The sequence below is a fragment of the Streptomyces sp. BR123 genome, assembly GCF_013401435.1.
Classification (GTDB): domain Bacteria; phylum Actinomycetota; class Actinomycetes; order Streptomycetales; family Streptomycetaceae; genus Streptomyces.
Genome location: NZ_JACBGN010000159.1, coordinates 1 through 16,669, shown reverse-complemented (window position 1 = coordinate 16,669; position 16,669 = coordinate 1). Strand labels below are relative to the sequence as shown.

The following is a 16,669-nucleotide window of genomic DNA, read 5'->3' as shown; positions in this document are numbered from 1 at the left end:
GGGCACAGTGGAGCCGGGCGGGTCCGGATCCGCCGGGCCGGGCGGGCCGGCACGGCCGCGTTTCGGGCTGCTGCGCCGACCCGCCCGGGCTGCCGGGACGCCGCTGGAGCTGCTGCTGTGCCACCCCGACGGCCGGGTGCGGGAGGCGGCGCTCGGCGCGAGGCACACCCCGCTGCCGCTGCCGCTCGTGGTGATCCGCTGCACCGACTGGGTTCCGCAGGTGCGTACGCGCGCCCGTCGGGTGCTGGTCAGGGCACTGGCCGCCGACGCCCGGTACACCGTCCCCACCGCGGCCCCGCTGGTCCTGCGGCTGGGCGGGCGGGAGCAGGGCGGCTGGGCGGTGGAACTCTTCGAGGCCGCCCTGCGGCTCCGGCAGCCGCGCTACGGGCAGTGGTGGGAGGTCGGCCTGCTCACGGGCCCGCCGTCCCGCAAGGAGGCGGACGCGATCCTGGCCGGGCTGCGCCTCGCGGCGGATCTGCCGACCCGCCGCTTCGCCGCCCGCATCACCCTCGCCCGCGGCCTGCTGGACCTGCCGGGGATCGCCCGACAGGCCGCCGCCGAACGCGATCCGGGCACGGCCCGCCTGTGGGCCGACACCGCCCTGAAGGCACTGGCGGCAGCCGGAGCCGGCACCCCGGCCGCCGACACGGCGATCGACGCGCTGCTCACCAGTCCCCTCGCCACGGTGCGCTCGGCCGGGGTCACCGCCCTGCGCGCGGCCGGGCGGGCGGCCGAGGCCGAGCGGCACCTCGCCGACCGCTCCGCCCTGGTAAGGGCCTGCGCGCGCTGGCTCCTCGGCCAGGACGGCGGCGACCCGCACGCCCGCTACCGCCGGCTGGTCGCCGATCCGGTCGGCCCGTCCCCGTACGCGGTGGCCGGCCTCGCCGAATGCGGCCGCGCCGAGGACGTGCCGCTGCTGCGGGAGCTGCTCGGGCACCCCGCCGGCCGGGTGCGCGCCGCCGCGCTGGCCGGGCTGCGGCAGCTCGACGCCACCCCGGACGAGGCGGACCTGCTCGCGCTGCTGGACGACCCGGCCCCGTCCGTGGCCCGCGAGGCCTGCCTGGCCCTGCTCCCGATGGCCGGCCGGCTCGACCCCGGCCCGCTGGCCGCCCGCTGCACCCCGCGGGCGGCCCTGCACGTCCGCCGGGCGGCGTTCCGGCTGCTGCGCGCGCGGGGCGGGATCGAGGCGCTGCGGGCGGCGGTGGCCCTGTCCAGGGACTGGGAGCCGAAACTGCGCGAGGCGGCGCGGGCGACCGTACGCGGCTGGCACCGGCAGCCCGCCCGGTTCACCGGGGAGGCGGACCGGGCCGAGACCGCCGCCCTGCTGCGCAGGTTCGCGCGCCTGTTCGGCACGGACGAGTCGGCCGTCCGGCGCGCGTTCCCCTGGTCGGGCAAGCTCAAATCCCGCTCCCCGCAGGGAGGGTGAGGCCGAATAATGCCCCCATGGGAAAGCTCTACGCACACATGGACGGCCGACTCCGCACGTTCATCGAGGAACAGCCGGTCTTCTTCACCGCGACGGCACCGCTGGCGGCGGACGGCCACGTCAACCTGTCCCCCAAGGGCCGCAAGGGGACCCTCGTCGTCCTCGACGAACTGACGCTCGCCTACCTCGACTTCGGCGGCAGCGGCGCCGAGACCATCGCCCACGTGCGGGAGAACGGCCGGATCACCCTGATGTGGTGCTCGTTCGACAGCCGGCCGACGATCGTGCGGGTGCACGGCCGGGCCGAGGCCGTCTTCCGCGACGACCCCCGCTGGGAGGAGCTGATCGGGCGGTTCGCGCAGGCCGACGGTCCGGGCGCGCGGGCGGTCATCGTCGTGCGCGCGCTGCGGGTCTCCGACTCCTGCGGGTACGCCGTCCCGTTCATGGAGTACGAGGGTGAGCGCGACCTCCATGCGGAGTACTTCGGGCGGAAGACGGACGAGGAGTTCGCCGCGTACTGCGAGCGGAAGGAGTACGTCGGGGTGAGTGTCGACGGCCTGCCTGCGCTGCCGCTGCCCCTTCCTCCGCGTACCGTCTGACATGTGCTGCGTACCGCTCTCGCCACCGGCTCACTGATCGTCACCGCCCTCCTCCCCCCGGGCCATCCGCCGCTGCCGGACCGGCTCGCCGACACCGGCGGCGGGAGCCAGCTCATCACCGCCGTCGCGCCCGCCCCCGGAGCCACCACCGGGCGGGTGGTGTGGTGGGAGCGGCTGGCGGGGCACTGGTTCGAGAAGGGCAGCGCCGAGGCCCGGTTCGGGGCGAAGGGCCTGACCGACGGCGCGACCCGTGTCCAGGGCACGAACACCACCCCGACCGGCCTGTACGCCCTCCCCTACGCCTTCGGGATCCGCCGGGCGCCGGCCGGGACGGAGTACACCTACCGGCGGGTGAAGCGCGACTCCTGGTGGTGCCAGGACGTCGCGTCGGCCAGCTACAACCGCTGGGTGGAGCCGCTGCCGGCGGACTGCGCGCCCGGCGAGTCCGAGCACCTCGTGACGTACGCCCGGCAGTACGCGCACGGGATGGTCATCGCCTACAACTACGACCTCCCGGTCCGCGGCCGGGGAGCGGGGATCTTCCTGCACGTCAACGGCAAGGGTGCGACGGCGGGTTGTGTGTCCGTCCCGCTGCATGCGATGCGCGCGATCCTCCGCTGGGCCGATCCCCGGCGCCGCCCGCACATCGCGATCGGCACGCAGACGGGCGACCTGGCGATCACCCGCTACTGACGGCCGCGGACGAGGGCGCCCGCGGAACCGGTCGGGCGGTCCCGCGGAACCGGATCCGTCAGCCTTCCTTCTGGGCCAGGCGGAGCATGTGGTCGGCGAGTGCCTGGCCGCCCGCCGGATCGCGGCTGATGAGCATCAGCGTGTCGTCGCCGGCGATCGTGCCGAGGACGGCGTGCAATTCGGCCTGGTCGATCGCCGAGGCGAGGAACTGCGCGGCACCCGGCGGGGTGCGCAGGACGACGAGGTTCGCGGAGGCCTCCGCCGAGATCAGCAGTTCACCGGAGAGGCGCCGCATGCGCTCCTCCTTCGCCGACTCGCCGAGCGGGGCCTGCGGGGTGCGGAAGCCGCCCTCGCTGGGCACCGCGTAGATCAGCTCGCCGCCGGTGTTGCGGATCTTCACCGCGCCCAGCTCGTCGAGGTCGCGGGAGAGCGTCGCCTGGGTGACGCTCAGCCCGTCGTCCGCGAGCAGTTTGGCCAGCTGGCTCTGGGAGCGGACCGGCTGCCGGTTCAGGATGTCCACGATCCGGCGGTGGCGGGCGGTGCGGGTCTGGGGGACGGAAGGCCCGCCCCCCGGCTCCGCGTTGGAGGAGGCCCCCCACTGCTCGTTGTCCTGCGCCTGACTCATCGTCGTCTCATTCCCCGGCTCGTCCGTCCCCGTTGGCTGCATCGAGGATGCCGGGCAGAGCCTGGACGAACGCGTCCGCCTCGGCCTCGGTGAGCACGTACGGGGGCATGAGCCGTACGACGTCGGGGGCGGGCGCGTTGACCAGGAAGCCGGCGTCCTGGGCCGCCTGCTGCACCTGCGGTGCGTACGGCCCGGTCAGCACGATACCCAGGAGGAGGCCCTCGCCCCGGACATGGGAGACCAGCGGGTGGCCGTCGCCGCCGCCGAGGCCCTCGATTCCGGAGCGGAGCCGCTCGCCGCGGGCCTTGACCCGGTCGAGGAGCCCCTCGGCGGCGATGGTGTCGAGGACGGCGAGGCCGGCGGCGCAGGCGACGGGGTTCCCGCCGAAGGTGGTGCCGTGCTGGCCGGGCCGGAGGAGGTCGGCGGCCGGCCCGAACGCGGCGACGGCGCCGATCGGCAAGCCGCCGCCGAGGCCCTTCGCGAGCGTGACGAGGTCGGGGTCGACTCCCTCGTGGGCCTGGTGCTCGAACCAGTGGCCGCAGCGCCCGATGCCGGTCTGCACCTCGTCGAGGACGAGGAGGGTGCCGGTGGCGCGGGTGATCTCCCGGGCGGCCCTGAGGTAGCCGGCGGGCGGTACGACGACGCCGTTCTCGCCCTGGATCGGCTCGATGACGACGAGCGCGGTCTCCTCGGTGACGGCGGCCCGCAGGGCCTCGGCGTCACCGTACGGGACGTGCGTGACGTCACCCGGCAGCGGCCGGAACGGGCCCTGCTTGGCGGGCTGGCCGGTGAGCGCGAGGGCGCCCATGGTCCGGCCGTGGAAGCCGCCCGAGGTGGCGACCATGTGCGTCCGCCCGGTCAGCCGACCGATCTTGAAGGCGGCTTCGACGGCCTCGGCTCCGGAGTTGCAGAAGAAGATCCGGCCGGGGCGGCCGAAGAGCTGGAGCAACCGCTCGCCGAGGGCGAGGACGGGCTCGGAGGCGTAGAGGTTGGACACGTGGCCGAGGGTGGAGACCTGGGCGGTCACGGCGGCGACGATCGCGGGGTGGGCGTGGCCGAGGGCATTGACGGCGATGCCGCCGACGAAGTCGGTGTACTGCCTGCCGTCGGCGTCCCATACCTGGGCCCCCTCGCCGCGGACGAGGGCCACGGCGGGCGTGCCGTAGTTGGCCGTCAGCGTGCCCTGCCAGCGGGCCGCGTACTCCTGATTGGCGGTCACGACTGCTCCCCTCCCTTTGCGGTGGCCTCCTGCGGGCCCTGCAGACCGTGCGGGTCCTGCGGAGCCTGCGGGTCCGGCACGACCATCGTGCCGATCCCCTCGTCGGTGAAGATCTCCAGCAGGATCGAGTGCTGGACGCGCCCGTCGATCACGCGGGCGGTGCGCACCCCGTTGCGTACGGCGTGCAGGCAGCCCTCCATCTTGGGCACCATGCCGCTGGAGAGCTCCGGCAGCAGCTTCTCCAGTTGGCTGACGGTGAGCCGGCTGATCACCTCGTCGCTGTGGGGCCAGTCGGCGTACAGGCCCTCGACGTCGGTGAGGACCATCAGCGTCTCGGCTCCGAGCGCGGCGGCGAGCGCGGCGGCGGCGGTGTCGGCGTTGACGTTGTAGACGTGCCCGTCGTCGGCGCTGCGCGCGATGGACGAGATCACCGGGATCCGTCCGTCGGCGAGCAGGGCCTCGATGGCGCCCGTGTCGATGGCGGTGATCTCGCCGACCCGGCCGATGTCCACCTGCTCCCCGTCGATCTCGGGCATGTGCCGGACCGCGGAGATGGTCTGGGCGTCCTCGCCGGTCATGCCGACGGCGAAGGGACCGTGCTGGTTGAGCAGGCCCACCAGCTCGCGCTGGACCCGGCCGGCGAGCACCATCCGGACGACGTCCATGGCCTCCGGGGTGGTCACCCGCAGGCCCGCCTTGAACTCGCTGACCAGGCCCTCCTTGTCGAGCTGGGCGTTGATCTGGGGGCCGCCGCCGTGCACGACGACCGGGCGGAGCCCGGCGTGCCGCAGGAAGACCACGTCCTGCGCGAACGCGGCCTTGAGCTCGTCGTTCACCATGGCGTTGCCGCCGAACTTGACGACGACGGTCTTGCCGTGGTGGCGGGTCAGCCAGGGCAGGGCCTCGATGAGGATCTGCGCCTTGGGGAGGGCGGTGTGCTTCCGCGCGGTGCCGGTCATGAGCTGTAGGCGCTGTTCTCGTGGACGTACTCGGCGGTCAGGTCGTTGGTCCAGATCACGGCGGACTCGCCGCCGCTGCACAGGTCGGCGGTGATCCGCACCTCGCGGTCCTTCATGCTGACCAGGTCGCGGTCCTCGCCGACGGAGCCGTTCTTGCAGACCCACACGCCGTTGATGGCGACGTTCAGCCGGTCGGGGTCGAAGGCGGCCCCGGTGGTGCCGATGGCGGAGAGGACCCGGCCCCAGTTCGGGTCCTCGCCGTGGATGGCGCACTTGAGGAGGTTGTTGCGGGCGATGGACCGGCCGACCTCGACGGCGTCGTCCTCGCTGGCCGCGCCGACGACCTCGATGCGGATGTCCTTGTCGGCGCCCTCGGCGTCGCCGATCAGCTGGCGGGCGAGGTCGTCGCAGACGGTCCGCACGGCCTCCGCGAAGTCCTCGTACGCCGGCACCTGCCCGGAGGCGCCGGAGGCGAGCAGCAGCACGGTGTCGTTGGTGGACATGCAGCCGTCGGAGTCGACCCGGTCGAAGGTGCTGCGGGTGGCGGAGCGCAGCGCCCGGTCGAGGGTGGTGCTGTCCAGGTCGGCGTCGGTGGTGAGGACGACGAGCATGGTGGCCAGGCCGGGGGCGAGCATGCCGGCGCCCTTGGCCATGCCGCCCACGGTCCAGCCTTCCCGCGTGACCGCGGCGGTCTTGTGGACGGTGTCGGTGGTCTTGATGGCGATGGCGGCCGCCTCGCCGCCGTCGGCGGAGAGGGCGGCGACGGCGGTGTCCACACCGGGCAGCAGCTTGTCCATGGGGAGCAGGACGCCGATCAGTCCGGTGGAGGCGACGGCCACCTCGCCGGCGTTGTGCTCGCCGCCGAGGGCCTGGGCGACCTTCTCGGCGGTGGCGTGCGTGTCCTGGAAGCCCTTGGGGCCGGTGCAGGCGTTGGCGCCGCCGGAGTTGAGGACGACCGCGCTGACGGCGCCGCCGCGCAGGACCTGCTCGGACCACTGGACGGGGGCGGCCTTGACGCGGTTGGAGGTGAAGACGCCGGCCGCGGCCAGGCGGGGCCCGTTGTTGACCACGAGGGCGAGGTCCGGGTTGCCGTTCTCCTTGATCCCCGCGGCGATGCCCGCCGCGGTGAATCCCTGTGCTGCCGTGACCGTCACTGCGTCTCCTCGTTCGCTTCTTCCGTCGTCGTCCGCAGCCCGGCGGCTGCGCATGGGGCGCTGGGTACGGCGCTCACGGTGCGACTCCGATCGTGGACAGCCCCAGGCTCTCGTGGAGCCCGAGGGCGATGTTCATGCTCTGGACCGCGCCGCCGGCGGTTCCCTTGGTGAGGTTGTCGATGGCGCTGATCGCGATGATCCGCTGTGCGGCCTCGTCGTGGGCGACCTGGATCTGAACGGCGTTGGAACCGTGGACGGATGCCGTCGCCGGCCACTGGCCCTCGGGCAGGAGGTGGACGAAGGGCTCGTCCGCGTACGCCTTCTCGTACGCGGCGCGCAGCGCGTCGGCGGTGGTGCCGGGGAGGGCCTTGGCGGAGCAGGTGGCGAGGATGCCCCGGGACATGGGCGCGAGGGTGGGGGTGAAGGAGACGGAGACGCGCTGCCCGGCGATCGGCGACAGGTTCTGCACCATCTCCGGTGTGTGCCGGTGACCGCCGCCCACGCCGTACGGGCTCACCGACCCCATGACCTCGGAGCCGAGCAGGTGCGGCTTGAGGGCCTTGCCGGCGCCGGAGGTGCCGGTCGCGGCGACGATCACCGCTTCCGGTTCGGCGAGCCGGTCCGCGTAGGCCGGGTAGAGGGCGAGGGAGACCGCGGTCGGGAAGCACCCGGGGACCGCGATGCGCTTGGACCCCTCCAGCGCGGCGCGGCCTCCGGGCAGTTCGGGCAGCCCGTAGGGCCAGGTGCCGGCGTGGGGTGCTCCGTAGAACCTGTCCCAGTCCGCGGAGTCCTTCAGCCGGTGGTCGGCGCCCATGTCGACGACGAGCACGTCCGGGCCGAGCTCGGCGGCGACGGCGGCGGACTGCCCGTGGGGCAGGGCCAGGAAGACGACGTCGTGGCCGGCGAGGACCTCGGGCGCGGTCGGCTCCAGGACGCGTCCGGCGAGCGGGACCAGGTGCGGCTGCAGGGAGCCGAACCGCTGGCCGGCGTTGGAATGGCCGGTGAGCGCGCCGATCTCCACCTCGGGGTGGGCCAGGAGCAGGCGCAGGAGCTCACCGCCCGCGTATCCGCTCGCTCCGGCCACCGCTGCACGTACCACCATCGGACCCTCCTCTTGGATGGCATGACTATACGTACCGCTGCAGTTTTATGCAATGACACCCCGCTCGTACCGCGCTGACCTGCCGAGACCGAGCGCTTCAGTTCGCCCCTTGGCGGTTGAGGCGGCCCGCCTGCGTCAGTGTTGGCCCGCAGGGCAGCCACCCCGTTCACCTGCCGAGTCTTCCGGAAAGTCGCACGGAAGGCAGCGCGAGCGCCTCGCCCTCCGGACCGGCCACGGATCACCCGCGCGATCCCCTGAGGAAGCCTCGGCCCCGCCTGAGCGTCTCGGTTGGCCAGACGGGCCAACTGAGACGAGTCACAGAGGTGTGACTGAGCGCTGTACCTGGCCAGACCGGCCAGGTACAGCGCTCAGCTGCGGTCGGTGAACCGCGTCGTCGAGAGCGGCCGGACGGCGTCAGTGCCGGGACGCTCCGAGGGTCTCGTCGGCCGTCGCGAAGCGGTGCTCCGTTGGCTTCAGCACTTCGTAGAGGTAGCCGAAGTACTCCGTTTCCGCCGTTCCCGTGAGCACCGCCAGCAGGAAGGCGAGGCACCCCATGCCGTGGTGCTCCCACAGTGGGCCGCGCCCTTCGTTGTAGAGCACGGTCCACTCGTCGGGGTGCTGGCCGGGCCGCGCCAGCCAGTACAGGAACGCGCCTGTGCCCTCCTCGAACGCCCACGGCAGGACCCGCGCCCCCGCCTCCAGCAGGCCGACGGGCTTCGCCTCGAACTGCCACAGGCCGGCCAGGATCTCGTCCCGTTCCTTCGTCTGCGCGTGCAGGTCACAGTCGACGTAGGCGGAGCCGGGGACGAGCAACCAGATCGTATCGTCGAAGATGCCGTCGCCATATGTCTCGACGAGCTGCTTGTAGTCGGCGGGCAGAGCCACACCCAGGGCGCGCTCGGCCTGTGCCCAGTCCACCGCGGGCGGCGGTTCGGCGGGCGGCGGGCAGAGGCGGCGGAGGGCATCGAGGGCGATCATGGAACCGACGCTACTGGACCCCCATCCGCGGGTGGGTCGGCAGGGCAGGCGAGGACCCGCATCGCTCGGCCGCCGGCCCGGGGAGACCGGCCGGGAACAGGATCTGCGCCTCGGCCGCGGTCAGCCCGGTCAGCCGCGTGCGGTAGCCGTCGAGCAAGGCGTACCCGCCCGCGTGCTCCCTCACCCCACGACCGGCACGCCCGCCGCGATCAGCGCCTGCACATCCCGGTACACCGTACGCACCGACACCTCGAGCACCGCCGTCGGCTCATCGGCGGTCATCCGGCCGCGGTTTTGCAGCAGGAGCAGAGGTGCGAGAAGTCGACCAGCGCGCAGGGTCGGAAATCTACGGCCGGTCCCCTGACACAGGATGTCAGGGGACCATTCCTAGCGTCTGCGGCATGACGAACAACGACTTCGCGTCCTTCACCGGCACCTACGACGTCGCCAACCGCTGGCGCAAGGACTTCCTCGACCCGACGGAGGGCAACGACCGTTGGGAGGAGTTCCCCGGCATCACCCGCGCCTCCTGCCACTTCGACGGCGCCGCCAGCTTCGACGAGATCGAATTCCCGACCAAGGGCTTCTCCGGACTGACCCTGCGGCTGTTCGACCCGGCGACCGCGCAGTGGTCGCTGTACTGGGCCAGCAAGCGCACCGGCACCCTCTTCCCACCCGTCACCGGCAGCTTCGGCGCTGATGGCACCGGCGTCTTCCACGGCGACGACGAGCACGACGGCCGCAAGGTCAAGGCGCGCTTCGTCTGGTCCGGCATCACCACCGACCGCGCCCACTGGGAGCAGGCATTCTCCCTCGACGACGGGCGGACCTGGATCACCAACTGGCACATGGACTTCACCCGGCGCACGGCCACAGACCGCGTCGTCTGAAGGCGGCGGCGATGCCTTCGCGGTCTCCTCACCGGACGTCAGAGCCGGACAGTCGGCCCGACTCCTGAGTGCCCCGGTCGGCGAACCTCGCCAACCGTGGCGTTCAGTCACGCTGGCCTGCGGCTGAGCGGGGCGGCGGTCCGCGGAGCACGTCAGGCGTCGCCGACGGCACGGCGAATCGCGTCGAGCGAGCGGGCCACGTCCTCTTCGGTGGTCGACCAGTTGCTCACGGAGATCCGCATGACGCGGCGGCCGTGCCAGGTGGAGCCGCTGATCCAGGTGTCGCCCTCGTCGAGCAGCCGGGCGAGGACCCGGTCGGTGCGGTCGTCGCTGCCGAAGTCGGCGCAGACCTGGGTGAAGGCCACCTCGTTGAGGACGGTCGCGCCGTCGATCCCGGCGATGCCGTCGGCGAAGGCGCAGGCGTGCCGGCACAGCCGGTCGACCAGGTCCGCCACCCCCGACCGGCCGAGGGACCTGAGGACGGCCCACACGGGGAAGGCCCTGCCGCGCCGGGAGAGTTCGGGGACCTTGTCGACCGGGTCGCCCTGCTCGTCGTGGATGAGGTAGTCGCCGCGCTGGCCCATCGCCGCCCGCAGCGCGGACGGGTCCCGCACGATGGCGAGGCCGCAGTCGTAGGGGACGTTCAGGGTCTTGTGGGCGTCCGTCGCCCAGGAGTCGGCGGCCGCGCAGCCGTCCGTGAGGTGCGCGTGCGCCGGGGAGGCCGCCGCCCACAGTCCGAAGGCGCCGTCCACGTGCACCCAGGCGTCCGCCTCGCGGGCGGCGCGGATCGCCGCGGGGAAGGGGTCGAAGGCACCGGAGTGGATGTCCCCGGCCTGCAGGACCACGATCGTCGGGCCCGGCCCGCCCCCGGCCAGGGCGCGCCGCAGGGCCTCGGGGTCGATGCGCCCCTGGCCGTCCGCCCGCACGGTTTCGGGGACGCCGAGTCCCAGGTAGCGCAGCGCCATGTCGACGGCGATGTGGCGGTCGGCGCCGGTGACGACGCGGACGGGCGGCCCGCCGGCGATCCCGTCGCGGGCGGCGCTCCAGCCGGCGGCCCGCAGCACCGCGTCCCGGCCGGCCGCGAGGCAGGTGAAGTTCGCGGTGGTCGCGCCGGTGGTGAAGCCGACGGCGCTGTGGTCCGGCAGGCCCAGCAGGTCGAGCAGCCAGGTGCTCGCGATGTCCTCGGCCGCCGCGTAGGCGGGCGAGACGGCGCGCATCACGCAGTTCTGGTCCCACGCGCTGACCAGCCAGTCCGCGGCCAGCGCGGCCGGTTCCGTGCCGCCGACCACGAAGCCGTGGAAGCGGCCGCTGGGGAAGGCGGTCAGACCCGGCTCACAGGCCTCGGCCATCAGGTCGACGACGTCCGCGGGCACGCCGGGGCCGTCGGGCAGCTCGGCACCGAGGGCCCGCACGACCTCGTCGACCGAGGCGCTTGCGGGCACCCGCCGCTCGGACAGGCTCGCCAGCCAGCGCACGGCATGGCCGTGCGCCCGTCGGAGCGCGGCCTCGCGCGCGTCCATACCTCGTACTGTGGGGCGGCGGCCCCGTCCCCGCAAGCGCGCCCGGCCTCGGCCGCCGGCCCTCAGGTCAGGGCGTGGCGGACCCATACGTTCGGTTCGACGTACGCCGCGTAGCCCTGGTCCGGGTCGCAGTGGACCGGTGTGAGGGCCCCGGGCACCCGGACCGGGCCGGCCGTGTCGAAGGGCAGGCCCGTCCAGGCGCGCCACTCGTCCAGGGATCCGGTGACCGTCATCGACAGCGGCGCGATCGAGTCGATCACCCCGCCGGCGCGGACGTGGACGCGCAGCCACGGGTCGTGGGGCAGGCCGTCCTCGCGGGTGCGGTACGCGTACTCCCGGATCGGCGTGTCGGGCTCGGCCGGCTTGCCGCTGGGCCGGACCGGGGCCACCACCTCGGTGAAGCCGCGGGCCCGGGCGTTGTCCCGCATCGCGGCCAGCATCCGCCCGGACAGGCCCTCGCCCTGCCGAGCGCTGTCGACGCTGATCTCGACCGCGCTCACCGTGTCGGGCTCGATGCCGCGCCGCAGGTCGGAGAAGGCCCACAGGAAGACCTGGTCCCAGCCGCGGGCCGGCAGGACCCCGTCCCGGCCGGGCGCGTGCAGCGCGAACGGCACGCTGAACCCGCGGGCGACCACCGTGTCGCCGTCCAGGGCGATCAGCACGTACTCGGGCAGCTCCGCCACCAACCGCGGGTACAGCAGCCAGGCGAGGGAGTCGTTGCCCGTGAACTCGGGCCAGGAGTCCTCCATGTCGTACAGCCGCTCGGCGAGTTCGGGGCGCCCGGCGATCGTGGTGATCTCGATTCCGTTCATGTGCGCAGGCTAGGGGCGTTCCGACGGCGCCTCCACCGGATTACGAGGGGGCTTGGAGCGCCAGGTGCCAATGCCCCGACCAGCCGGTCAGGGTGACGGTGGACAGCGGTGGGACGTCGACGTTCCAGTACGTCTGCGGGGCGGCCCGCAGCGCGTACACCAGGGCTGCCCGGACCACCGAGGGTTCGGCGACCGCGACGATCGCGCCCCCGTCGTCGGCGGGCCGGGTGTCGAGCCAGCCGCCGATGCGGGAGATGAAGGCGAGGAGGGACTCGCCGCCGTGCGGGGTGGCGAGCGGGTCGCTGAGCCAGAGCTCGACCCCGCCGGGTTCGCGGGCGGCCACCTCGGCCAGGGTCAGGCCCCGCCAGCGGCCCATGTCGCACTCGCGCAGCGCGGGCTGGGCGAGCGGCGCGTACCCGAGGGCCCGGCCGGTGGCCCGGCTGCGCGGACCGGGCGAGCAGTAGCGCAGTTCGGCGGCGCCCAGGGGCACCAAGCCGTGCGCGGCGGCGGACAGGGCACGCCAGCCCTCGTCGTCCGGCGGGCGGTCGTCGTCGAAGCGCTCGGCGAGCAGCGAGGAGCCACGGGCTGCGGCGACGAGCGAAACCCGAACGTTCATGCGGCGATGGTGGGCTGCGTACCGCACCGGGTCAAGCGTCCGGAGGGTCAGGCGTCCGGACCTGCGGTTCCGGCCTGCTCCTCCCCGAGCCCGCTGCGCAGCCGCTGCACGGCCTCGCCCAGCTCCGCCGCGCCGGACACCCCGGCGAAGCTCAGCCGTACGTAAGGACCAGGCGGTTCCGCGCAGAAGTACGGGCGCCCGGGCGTGACCGCGACGCCGGCCCGCAGGGCGGCGGCCGCGAAGGCCAGGTCGTCGCCCTCCCCGCCGGGCCGGACCCACAGCTGGAAGCCGCCGGACGGCAGCCGGTCCAGCCGCAGCCCGGGCAGCCCGCGGCGCAGTGCGCCGGCCAGCAAGTCGCGCCGGTGCCGCAGCTCGGCGGCGACCGTGCGCAGGTGGCGCGGCCAGGCGGGGGCGCCGACGAGTTCGAGGGCGGCCTCCTGGAGCGGGCGGGGGACGAAGAAGCTGTCCACGACCTGGATGGCGCGCAGCCGGTCGCAGACGGGGCCGCGGGCGGCGAGCGCGCCCACCCGCAGACTCGGGGAGGTGATCTTGGTCAGTGACCGGACGTGCACCACGACCCCGTCGCGGTCCTCGGCGGCCAGGGTCGGGGGCAGCGGCGCGGCGTCCTCGTGAGCGAGGGCGCGGGCGTAGTCGTCCTCCACGACGAACGCCCCTGCCTCCCTGGCGATCCGCAGCACCTCGGCCCGCCGGTCGGGGGCCAGCACCGCACCGGTGGGGTTCTGGAAGAGCGGCTGGCATACGAACACCCGGGCCCCGGTGGCTTCGAACGCGGCGGCCAGCAGCTCCGGCCGGACACCGTCCGCGTCGACGGGGACGGGCACGGGCCGGCACCCGGAAGCCCGGGCAATCGACAGCAGCCCGGGATAGGTCGGCGACTCGACCAGGATCGGCGCCCCCGGCGGGGCCAGCGCGCGTACGGCGGTGGTCAGCGCGCTCTGCCCGCCCGCGGTGACCAGCACGTCGGCGGCGGACACGGAACCGCCGATCTCCCGGGCGAACCAGTCGCGCAGCTCGGTCAGCCCCTCCATGGGCGGCCTCCCCCAGGCGCCGGGGCGCCGCCCGGCCCGGGCCAGGGCGGCGGCCATGGCCCGCTCGGGCTGGAGCGAAGGGTGCAGGTAGCCGCCGTTGAGCTCGATGACCCCGGTCGGCGGCGCCGCCAGGGAGTTGAGCACACCGGAGGCGTCCACGGAGCGGGGGATCACCTCTCCGGCGCCCTCCGCGCTGAGGGCCACCGCCTGCCAGGAGGTGTCGCCGGGCGCGGGTTCGGCGGCTCGGGGGCCGGCCCGGTAGGCGCCGGCGCCGGGCCGGGTGACCACGAGGCCTTCGGCGGCGAGCTGGGCGAGGGCGCGGGAGACGGTGACGGGGCTGACCCGGAAGCGCTCCACCAGGGCCCGGCTCGACGGCAGCTTTCCACCCACCGAGTAGCGGTTCAGCTCGGAACGCAGGACATCCGCCAGTTCTGCCACACTGCTACGCTCGTACATGAGTGCACAGAATAGCGCTACCTCCTCCAGCTCGATAGCGGTCGGCACCCCGGCGGACACTCCGGCCGACACCCCGGCGGACACTCCGGTCGGCGCCCGGGCCGCTGTTCCGGTCGGCGCCCGGGCCCGGACCTCGTCCGGCACCGCATCCGGCACCGCGCTCGCCGCCCTCGGCGTCGTCGCCTTCTCCCTGACCTTCCCCGCCACTGCCTGGGGCCTGGAGGGCTTCGGCCCCTGGAGCTTCGTCTCGGTGCGCAGCGTGCTCGCCGCGCTGATCGCGGGGGCCTTCCTGCTGGCCGGACGGGTCCCGCTGCCGGCCCGCGAGCACTGGGCGGGACTGGCGGTGGTCGTCGCGGGCGTGGTCGTCGGCTTTCCGCTGCTCACCACCCTGGCACTGACCACCTCCACCACCTCGCACGCCGCCGTCGTGGTCGGGCTGCTGCCGCTCACCACGGCCGCCCTGTCGGCCCTGCGCACCGGGGTGCGGCCCTCGCGCCGGTTCTGGGCCGCGGCCGTCGCCGGGGCCGCCGTGGTACTCGGCTTCACCCTCGCCGAGAGCGGCGGCTCGCTCTCGGCCGGCGACGGGTTCCTGTTCGGGGCCCTGCTGGCCTGCGCCGCCGGCTACACCGAGGGCGGGCGGCTGGCCCGCGCCATGCCGGGGTGGCAGGTCATCGGCTGGGCGCTGGTGCTGGCCCTGCCGCTCACGGTGGCCGGTTCCGCGCTGGGGCTGGCGTACGAGCCGGTGCGGCTGACCGTGCACGGGCTGGCCGGGCTGGCGTGGGCGGCGGCCGGCTCCACCTTCCTGGGCCTGTACGTCTGGTACCGGGGCATGGCGGAGATAGGCGCCCCGCGGGCCAGCCAGCTCCAGCTGGCCCAGCCGCTGCTGACCCTGGTGTGGTCGGTGGCCCTGCTGGGTGAGCGGCTGTCGCCCGCCGCCCCGGCGGCCGCGTGCGCGGTGCTGGTCTGCATTGCCCTCACCCAGCGGGCTTAATCCGGACCATTCGCCGTAAACTGACGTCACCGGATCCAGACCGCCTCCGAGGAGGTCAGCTTATGCACGCGACCGAAGGCGACCAGCTGGTGCAGCACGGCAGAGTCGTGGGGCAGCACGACAAGGTCGGCGAGATCACTCAGGTACTGGGCGAAAACGGCAGCCCGCCCTACCGGGTCCGTTTCCCCGACGGCCACGAAGCCCTGATGTCCCCGGGTCCCGACTGCGTGGTGAAGCACCCGGAGGAGCCCCGGCACTGATGCGGCGTCCCGGCGGCCCGGCGCCTCAGCGGGGCGGCACCGCCGTCGGGTAGTGGTCGGCGACGACCCTGGCCATCGCTCCATTGGGGTCCGCGGCCACCTGCTTCGCGGAGAAGTAGGCATGGCCGCGGACCTCGGCGTACCGGCGCGCGAAGGTGAGGTGTCGGGACAGCTCGGCCGGGTCGCGCCAGGCAGCCGTCGCACTGCCCGCATCGCAGCGGTACAGGGCCTCCCCGATGTACAGGTCGACACCCGTCCCGGCCACGGTCTGCGCCCACCACGGGACGAGCTTCGCGTAGTCGGCCGCCGGGTTGCCGATGTGCCAGTACACCTGCGGCACGACGTAGTCGATCCAGCCCTCCCGCACCCATGTGCGGGTGTCCGCGTACAGGTCGTCGTACGTGGCGAGGGACCGGGTGTCCGAGCCGAGCGGATCCCGGTCCCGGTTGCGCCAGACCGCGAACGGGCTGATGCCGAACCGGGCCGAGGGGCGCACCGACCGCACCCGCTCGGACATCTCCCGGACGAGGGTGTCGATGTTGGAGCGGCGCCAGTCGGCGCGCGTGGCGAAGCCGGCGCCGTGGCGCGCGTACGCGTCGTCGTCGTCGAAGTACTGGCCGGCGACGGGGTACGGGTAGAAGTAGTCGTCCCAGTGCACCCCGTCCACCGCGTAGCGGGAGACGGCGTCGAGCATGGCCTCCTGCACGAAGGCGCGCACCTCGGGAAGTCCGGGGTTGTAGTACAGCTTGCCGCCGTACGGGACCGTCCAGCCGGGGTTGCGGCGCGCCGGGTGCGAGGACGCGAGGCGCGTGGGGTCGGCGTGGTTGTTCGCGACCCGGTACGGGTTGAACCAGGCGTGCAGTTCGAGCCCCCGGGCATGGGCGTCTGCGACGGCTGTGCCGAGCGGGTCCCAGCCGGGGTCGACGCCCTGCCGGCCCGTCAGCCACTGCGACCAGGGCTCCCGGGCGGCGGGCCACATCGCGTCGGCGGTGGGCCTGACCTGGAGGAACACCGCGTTCAGGCGGTGTGCGACGGCGGCGTCGAAGAGGGAGGCCAGCTCGTCGCGCTGTTCCCCCGCGTCCAGCCCGGCCGTGGAGGGCCAGTCCACGTTCGCCACGGAGGCGATCCACATGCCGCGGAACTCCGCGGCGGCCTTCCGCCGGGAGCCCGGCCGGCCCGCCGCCCCCGGCACCGCCCCGGCTCCTTCCGCCTGCGCGGCCCCACGGGCCGCCGGCGGCCGCCCCCGCACCGCCTCCGCCGCCGACTCCGCCGACTCCGCCGTCCGGGCCGGGCCGGCCGCGGCGGCGAACGCCCCCGCCG

The 16,669-nt window shown here is 74.1% G+C and carries 17 protein-coding genes and 1 pseudogene; 6 read left to right on the top strand and 12 right to left on the bottom strand.

Features of this window, described 5'->3' with window-relative positions; genetic code table 11:
* From HYE82_RS22775 to HYE82_RS22765, 3 genes are all read left to right on the top strand, one after another.
* Window positions 1-1,426, top strand: a 1,426-nt coding sequence (locus HYE82_RS22775) for a HEAT repeat domain-containing protein (RefSeq protein ID WP_179175988.1), incomplete at its 5' end; no start/stop codon positions are given.
* Window positions 1,427-1,443: 17 nt separating this feature from the next.
* Window positions 1,444-2,025: a pyridoxamine 5'-phosphate oxidase family protein gene (locus HYE82_RS22770; RefSeq protein ID WP_179175987.1), complete on the top strand. Its 582-nt coding sequence runs from the start codon at window positions 1,444-1,446 to the stop codon at window positions 2,023-2,025.
* 6 nt (window positions 2,026-2,031) lie between these two features.
* Window positions 2,032-2,718, top strand: a complete 687-nt coding sequence (locus tag HYE82_RS22765; RefSeq protein ID WP_218782938.1) for a L,D-transpeptidase — start codon at window positions 2,032-2,034, stop codon at window positions 2,716-2,718.
* A 58-nt stretch (window positions 2,719-2,776) separates the two neighbouring features.
* Here the strand turns inward: HYE82_RS22765 and HYE82_RS22760 are convergent, their stop codons facing one another.
* The 7 genes and pseudogenes from HYE82_RS22760 to HYE82_RS22730 all read right to left on the bottom strand — a co-directional run.
* Window positions 2,777-3,343 carry an arginine repressor gene (locus HYE82_RS22760; RefSeq protein WP_179175985.1) on the bottom strand — a complete coding sequence of 189 codons (567 nt, stop codon included), beginning with the start codon at window positions 3,341-3,343 and terminating at the stop codon, window positions 2,777-2,779.
* 7 nt (window positions 3,344-3,350) lie between these two features.
* Window positions 3,351-4,562, bottom strand: coding sequence for an acetylornithine transaminase (locus HYE82_RS22755; RefSeq protein WP_179175984.1), 1,212 nt, complete (start codon window positions 4,560-4,562; stop codon window positions 3,351-3,353).
* Window positions 4,559-5,521, bottom strand: a complete 963-nt coding sequence (gene argB, locus HYE82_RS22750) for an acetylglutamate kinase (protein ID WP_179175983.1) — start codon at window positions 5,519-5,521, stop codon at window positions 4,559-4,561. Before argB ends, HYE82_RS22755 begins: the two co-directional genes overlap by 4 nt.
* On the bottom strand, window positions 5,518-6,675 hold the full coding sequence (gene argJ, locus HYE82_RS22745; RefSeq protein ID WP_179175982.1) for a bifunctional glutamate N-acetyltransferase/amino-acid acetyltransferase ArgJ: 1,158 nt from the start codon (window positions 6,673-6,675) through the stop codon (window positions 5,518-5,520). Before argJ ends, argB begins: the two co-directional genes overlap by 4 nt.
* A gap of 73 nt (window positions 6,676-6,748) precedes the next feature.
* A complete protein-coding gene (argC, locus tag HYE82_RS22740; protein WP_179175981.1) occupies window positions 6,749-7,777 on the bottom strand; it encodes an N-acetyl-gamma-glutamyl-phosphate reductase in 1,029 nt (342 codons plus the stop codon).
* Window positions 7,778-8,191: 414 nt separating this feature from the next.
* On the bottom strand, window positions 8,192-8,755 hold the full coding sequence (locus HYE82_RS22735; RefSeq protein WP_218782935.1) for an SMI1/KNR4 family protein: 564 nt from the start codon (window positions 8,753-8,755) through the stop codon (window positions 8,192-8,194).
* 64 nt (window positions 8,756-8,819) lie between these two features.
* Window positions 8,820-9,091: pseudogene (locus tag HYE82_RS22730) on the bottom strand (helix-turn-helix transcriptional regulator); the annotation flags it as partial.
* Window positions 9,092-9,156: 65 nt separating this feature from the next.
* On the opposite strand from HYE82_RS22730, the gene HYE82_RS22725 reads away from it, so the two are divergent.
* Window positions 9,157-9,645, top strand: a complete 489-nt coding sequence (locus HYE82_RS22725) for a hypothetical protein (protein ID WP_179175980.1) — start codon at window positions 9,157-9,159, stop codon at window positions 9,643-9,645.
* Window positions 9,646-9,797: 152 nt separating this feature from the next.
* Here HYE82_RS22725 and HYE82_RS22720 read toward each other — a convergent pair whose 3' ends face one another.
* From HYE82_RS22720 to HYE82_RS22705, 4 genes are all read right to left on the bottom strand, one after another.
* Window positions 9,798-11,165: a pyridoxal-dependent decarboxylase gene (locus HYE82_RS22720; RefSeq protein WP_179175979.1), complete on the bottom strand. Its 1,368-nt coding sequence runs from the start codon at window positions 11,163-11,165 to the stop codon at window positions 9,798-9,800.
* Between the two features lie 62 nt (window positions 11,166-11,227).
* Window positions 11,228-11,977: an N-acetyltransferase gene (locus tag HYE82_RS22715; RefSeq protein WP_179175978.1), complete on the bottom strand. Its 750-nt coding sequence runs from the start codon at window positions 11,975-11,977 to the stop codon at window positions 11,228-11,230.
* A gap of 40 nt (window positions 11,978-12,017) precedes the next feature.
* Complete coding sequence (locus HYE82_RS22710; RefSeq protein ID WP_179175977.1) at window positions 12,018-12,593, bottom strand: histidine phosphatase family protein; 576 nt, start codon at window positions 12,591-12,593, stop codon at window positions 12,018-12,020.
* Between the two features lie 47 nt (window positions 12,594-12,640).
* A complete protein-coding gene (locus HYE82_RS22705; RefSeq protein WP_179175976.1) occupies window positions 12,641-14,098 on the bottom strand; it encodes a PLP-dependent aminotransferase family protein in 1,458 nt (485 codons plus the stop codon).
* Between HYE82_RS22705 and HYE82_RS22700 the strand changes: the two genes are divergently transcribed.
* Both HYE82_RS22700 and HYE82_RS22695 read left to right on the top strand, forming a co-directional pair.
* Entirely contained in the window at window positions 14,097-15,089 is a 993-nt protein-coding gene (locus HYE82_RS22700) for a DMT family transporter (RefSeq protein ID WP_179175975.1), read from the top strand. The genes HYE82_RS22705 and HYE82_RS22700 overlap by 2 nt on opposite strands.
* A gap of 62 nt (window positions 15,090-15,151) precedes the next feature.
* Window positions 15,152-15,349 carry a DUF1918 domain-containing protein gene (locus HYE82_RS22695; RefSeq protein WP_179175974.1) on the top strand — a complete coding sequence of 66 codons (198 nt, stop codon included), beginning with the start codon at window positions 15,152-15,154 and terminating at the stop codon, window positions 15,347-15,349.
* A 25-nt stretch (window positions 15,350-15,374) separates the two neighbouring features.
* Here the strand turns inward: HYE82_RS22695 and HYE82_RS22690 are convergent, their stop codons facing one another.
* Entirely contained in the window at window positions 15,375-16,598 is a 1,224-nt protein-coding gene (locus HYE82_RS22690; RefSeq protein WP_309144415.1) for a family 10 glycosylhydrolase, read from the bottom strand.
* Between the last annotated feature and the right edge of the window lie 71 nt (window positions 16,599-16,669).

Bases quoted from the DNA above. Each gene is read 5' to 3' on its own strand.
- argB (WP_179175983.1), bottom strand. From the start codon at position 5,521: ATGACCGGCACCGCGCGGAAGCACACCGCCCTCCCCAAGGCGCAGATC.
- HYE82_RS22725 (WP_179175980.1), top strand. From the start codon at position 9,157: ATGACGAACAACGACTTCGCGTCCTTCACCGGCACCTACGACGTCGCC.
- HYE82_RS22715 (WP_179175978.1), bottom strand. From the start codon at position 11,977: ATGAACGGAATCGAGATCACCACGATCGCCGGGCGCCCCGAACTCGCC.
- HYE82_RS22705 (WP_179175976.1), bottom strand. From the start codon at position 14,098: ATGTACGAGCGTAGCAGTGTGGCAGAACTGGCGGATGTCCTGCGTTCC.
- HYE82_RS22695 (WP_179175974.1), top strand. From the start codon at position 15,152: ATGCACGCGACCGAAGGCGACCAGCTGGTGCAGCACGGCAGAGTCGTG.
- argC (WP_179175981.1), bottom strand. From the start codon at position 7,777: ATGGTGGTACGTGCAGCGGTGGCCGGAGCGAGCGGATACGCGGGCGGT.
- HYE82_RS22720 (WP_179175979.1), bottom strand. From the start codon at position 11,165: ATGGACGCGCGCGAGGCCGCGCTCCGACGGGCGCACGGCCATGCCGTG.
- HYE82_RS22770 (WP_179175987.1), top strand. From the start codon at position 1,444: ATGGGAAAGCTCTACGCACACATGGACGGCCGACTCCGCACGTTCATC.
- HYE82_RS22760 (WP_179175985.1), bottom strand. From the start codon at position 3,343: ATGAGTCAGGCGCAGGACAACGAGCAGTGGGGGGCCTCCTCCAACGCG.
- HYE82_RS22710 (WP_179175977.1), bottom strand. From the start codon at position 12,593: ATGAACGTTCGGGTTTCGCTCGTCGCCGCAGCCCGTGGCTCCTCGCTG.
- HYE82_RS22700 (WP_179175975.1), top strand. From the start codon at position 14,097: ATGAGTGCACAGAATAGCGCTACCTCCTCCAGCTCGATAGCGGTCGGC.
- HYE82_RS22735 (WP_218782935.1), bottom strand. From the start codon at position 8,755: ATGATCGCCCTCGATGCCCTCCGCCGCCTCTGCCCGCCGCCCGCCGAA.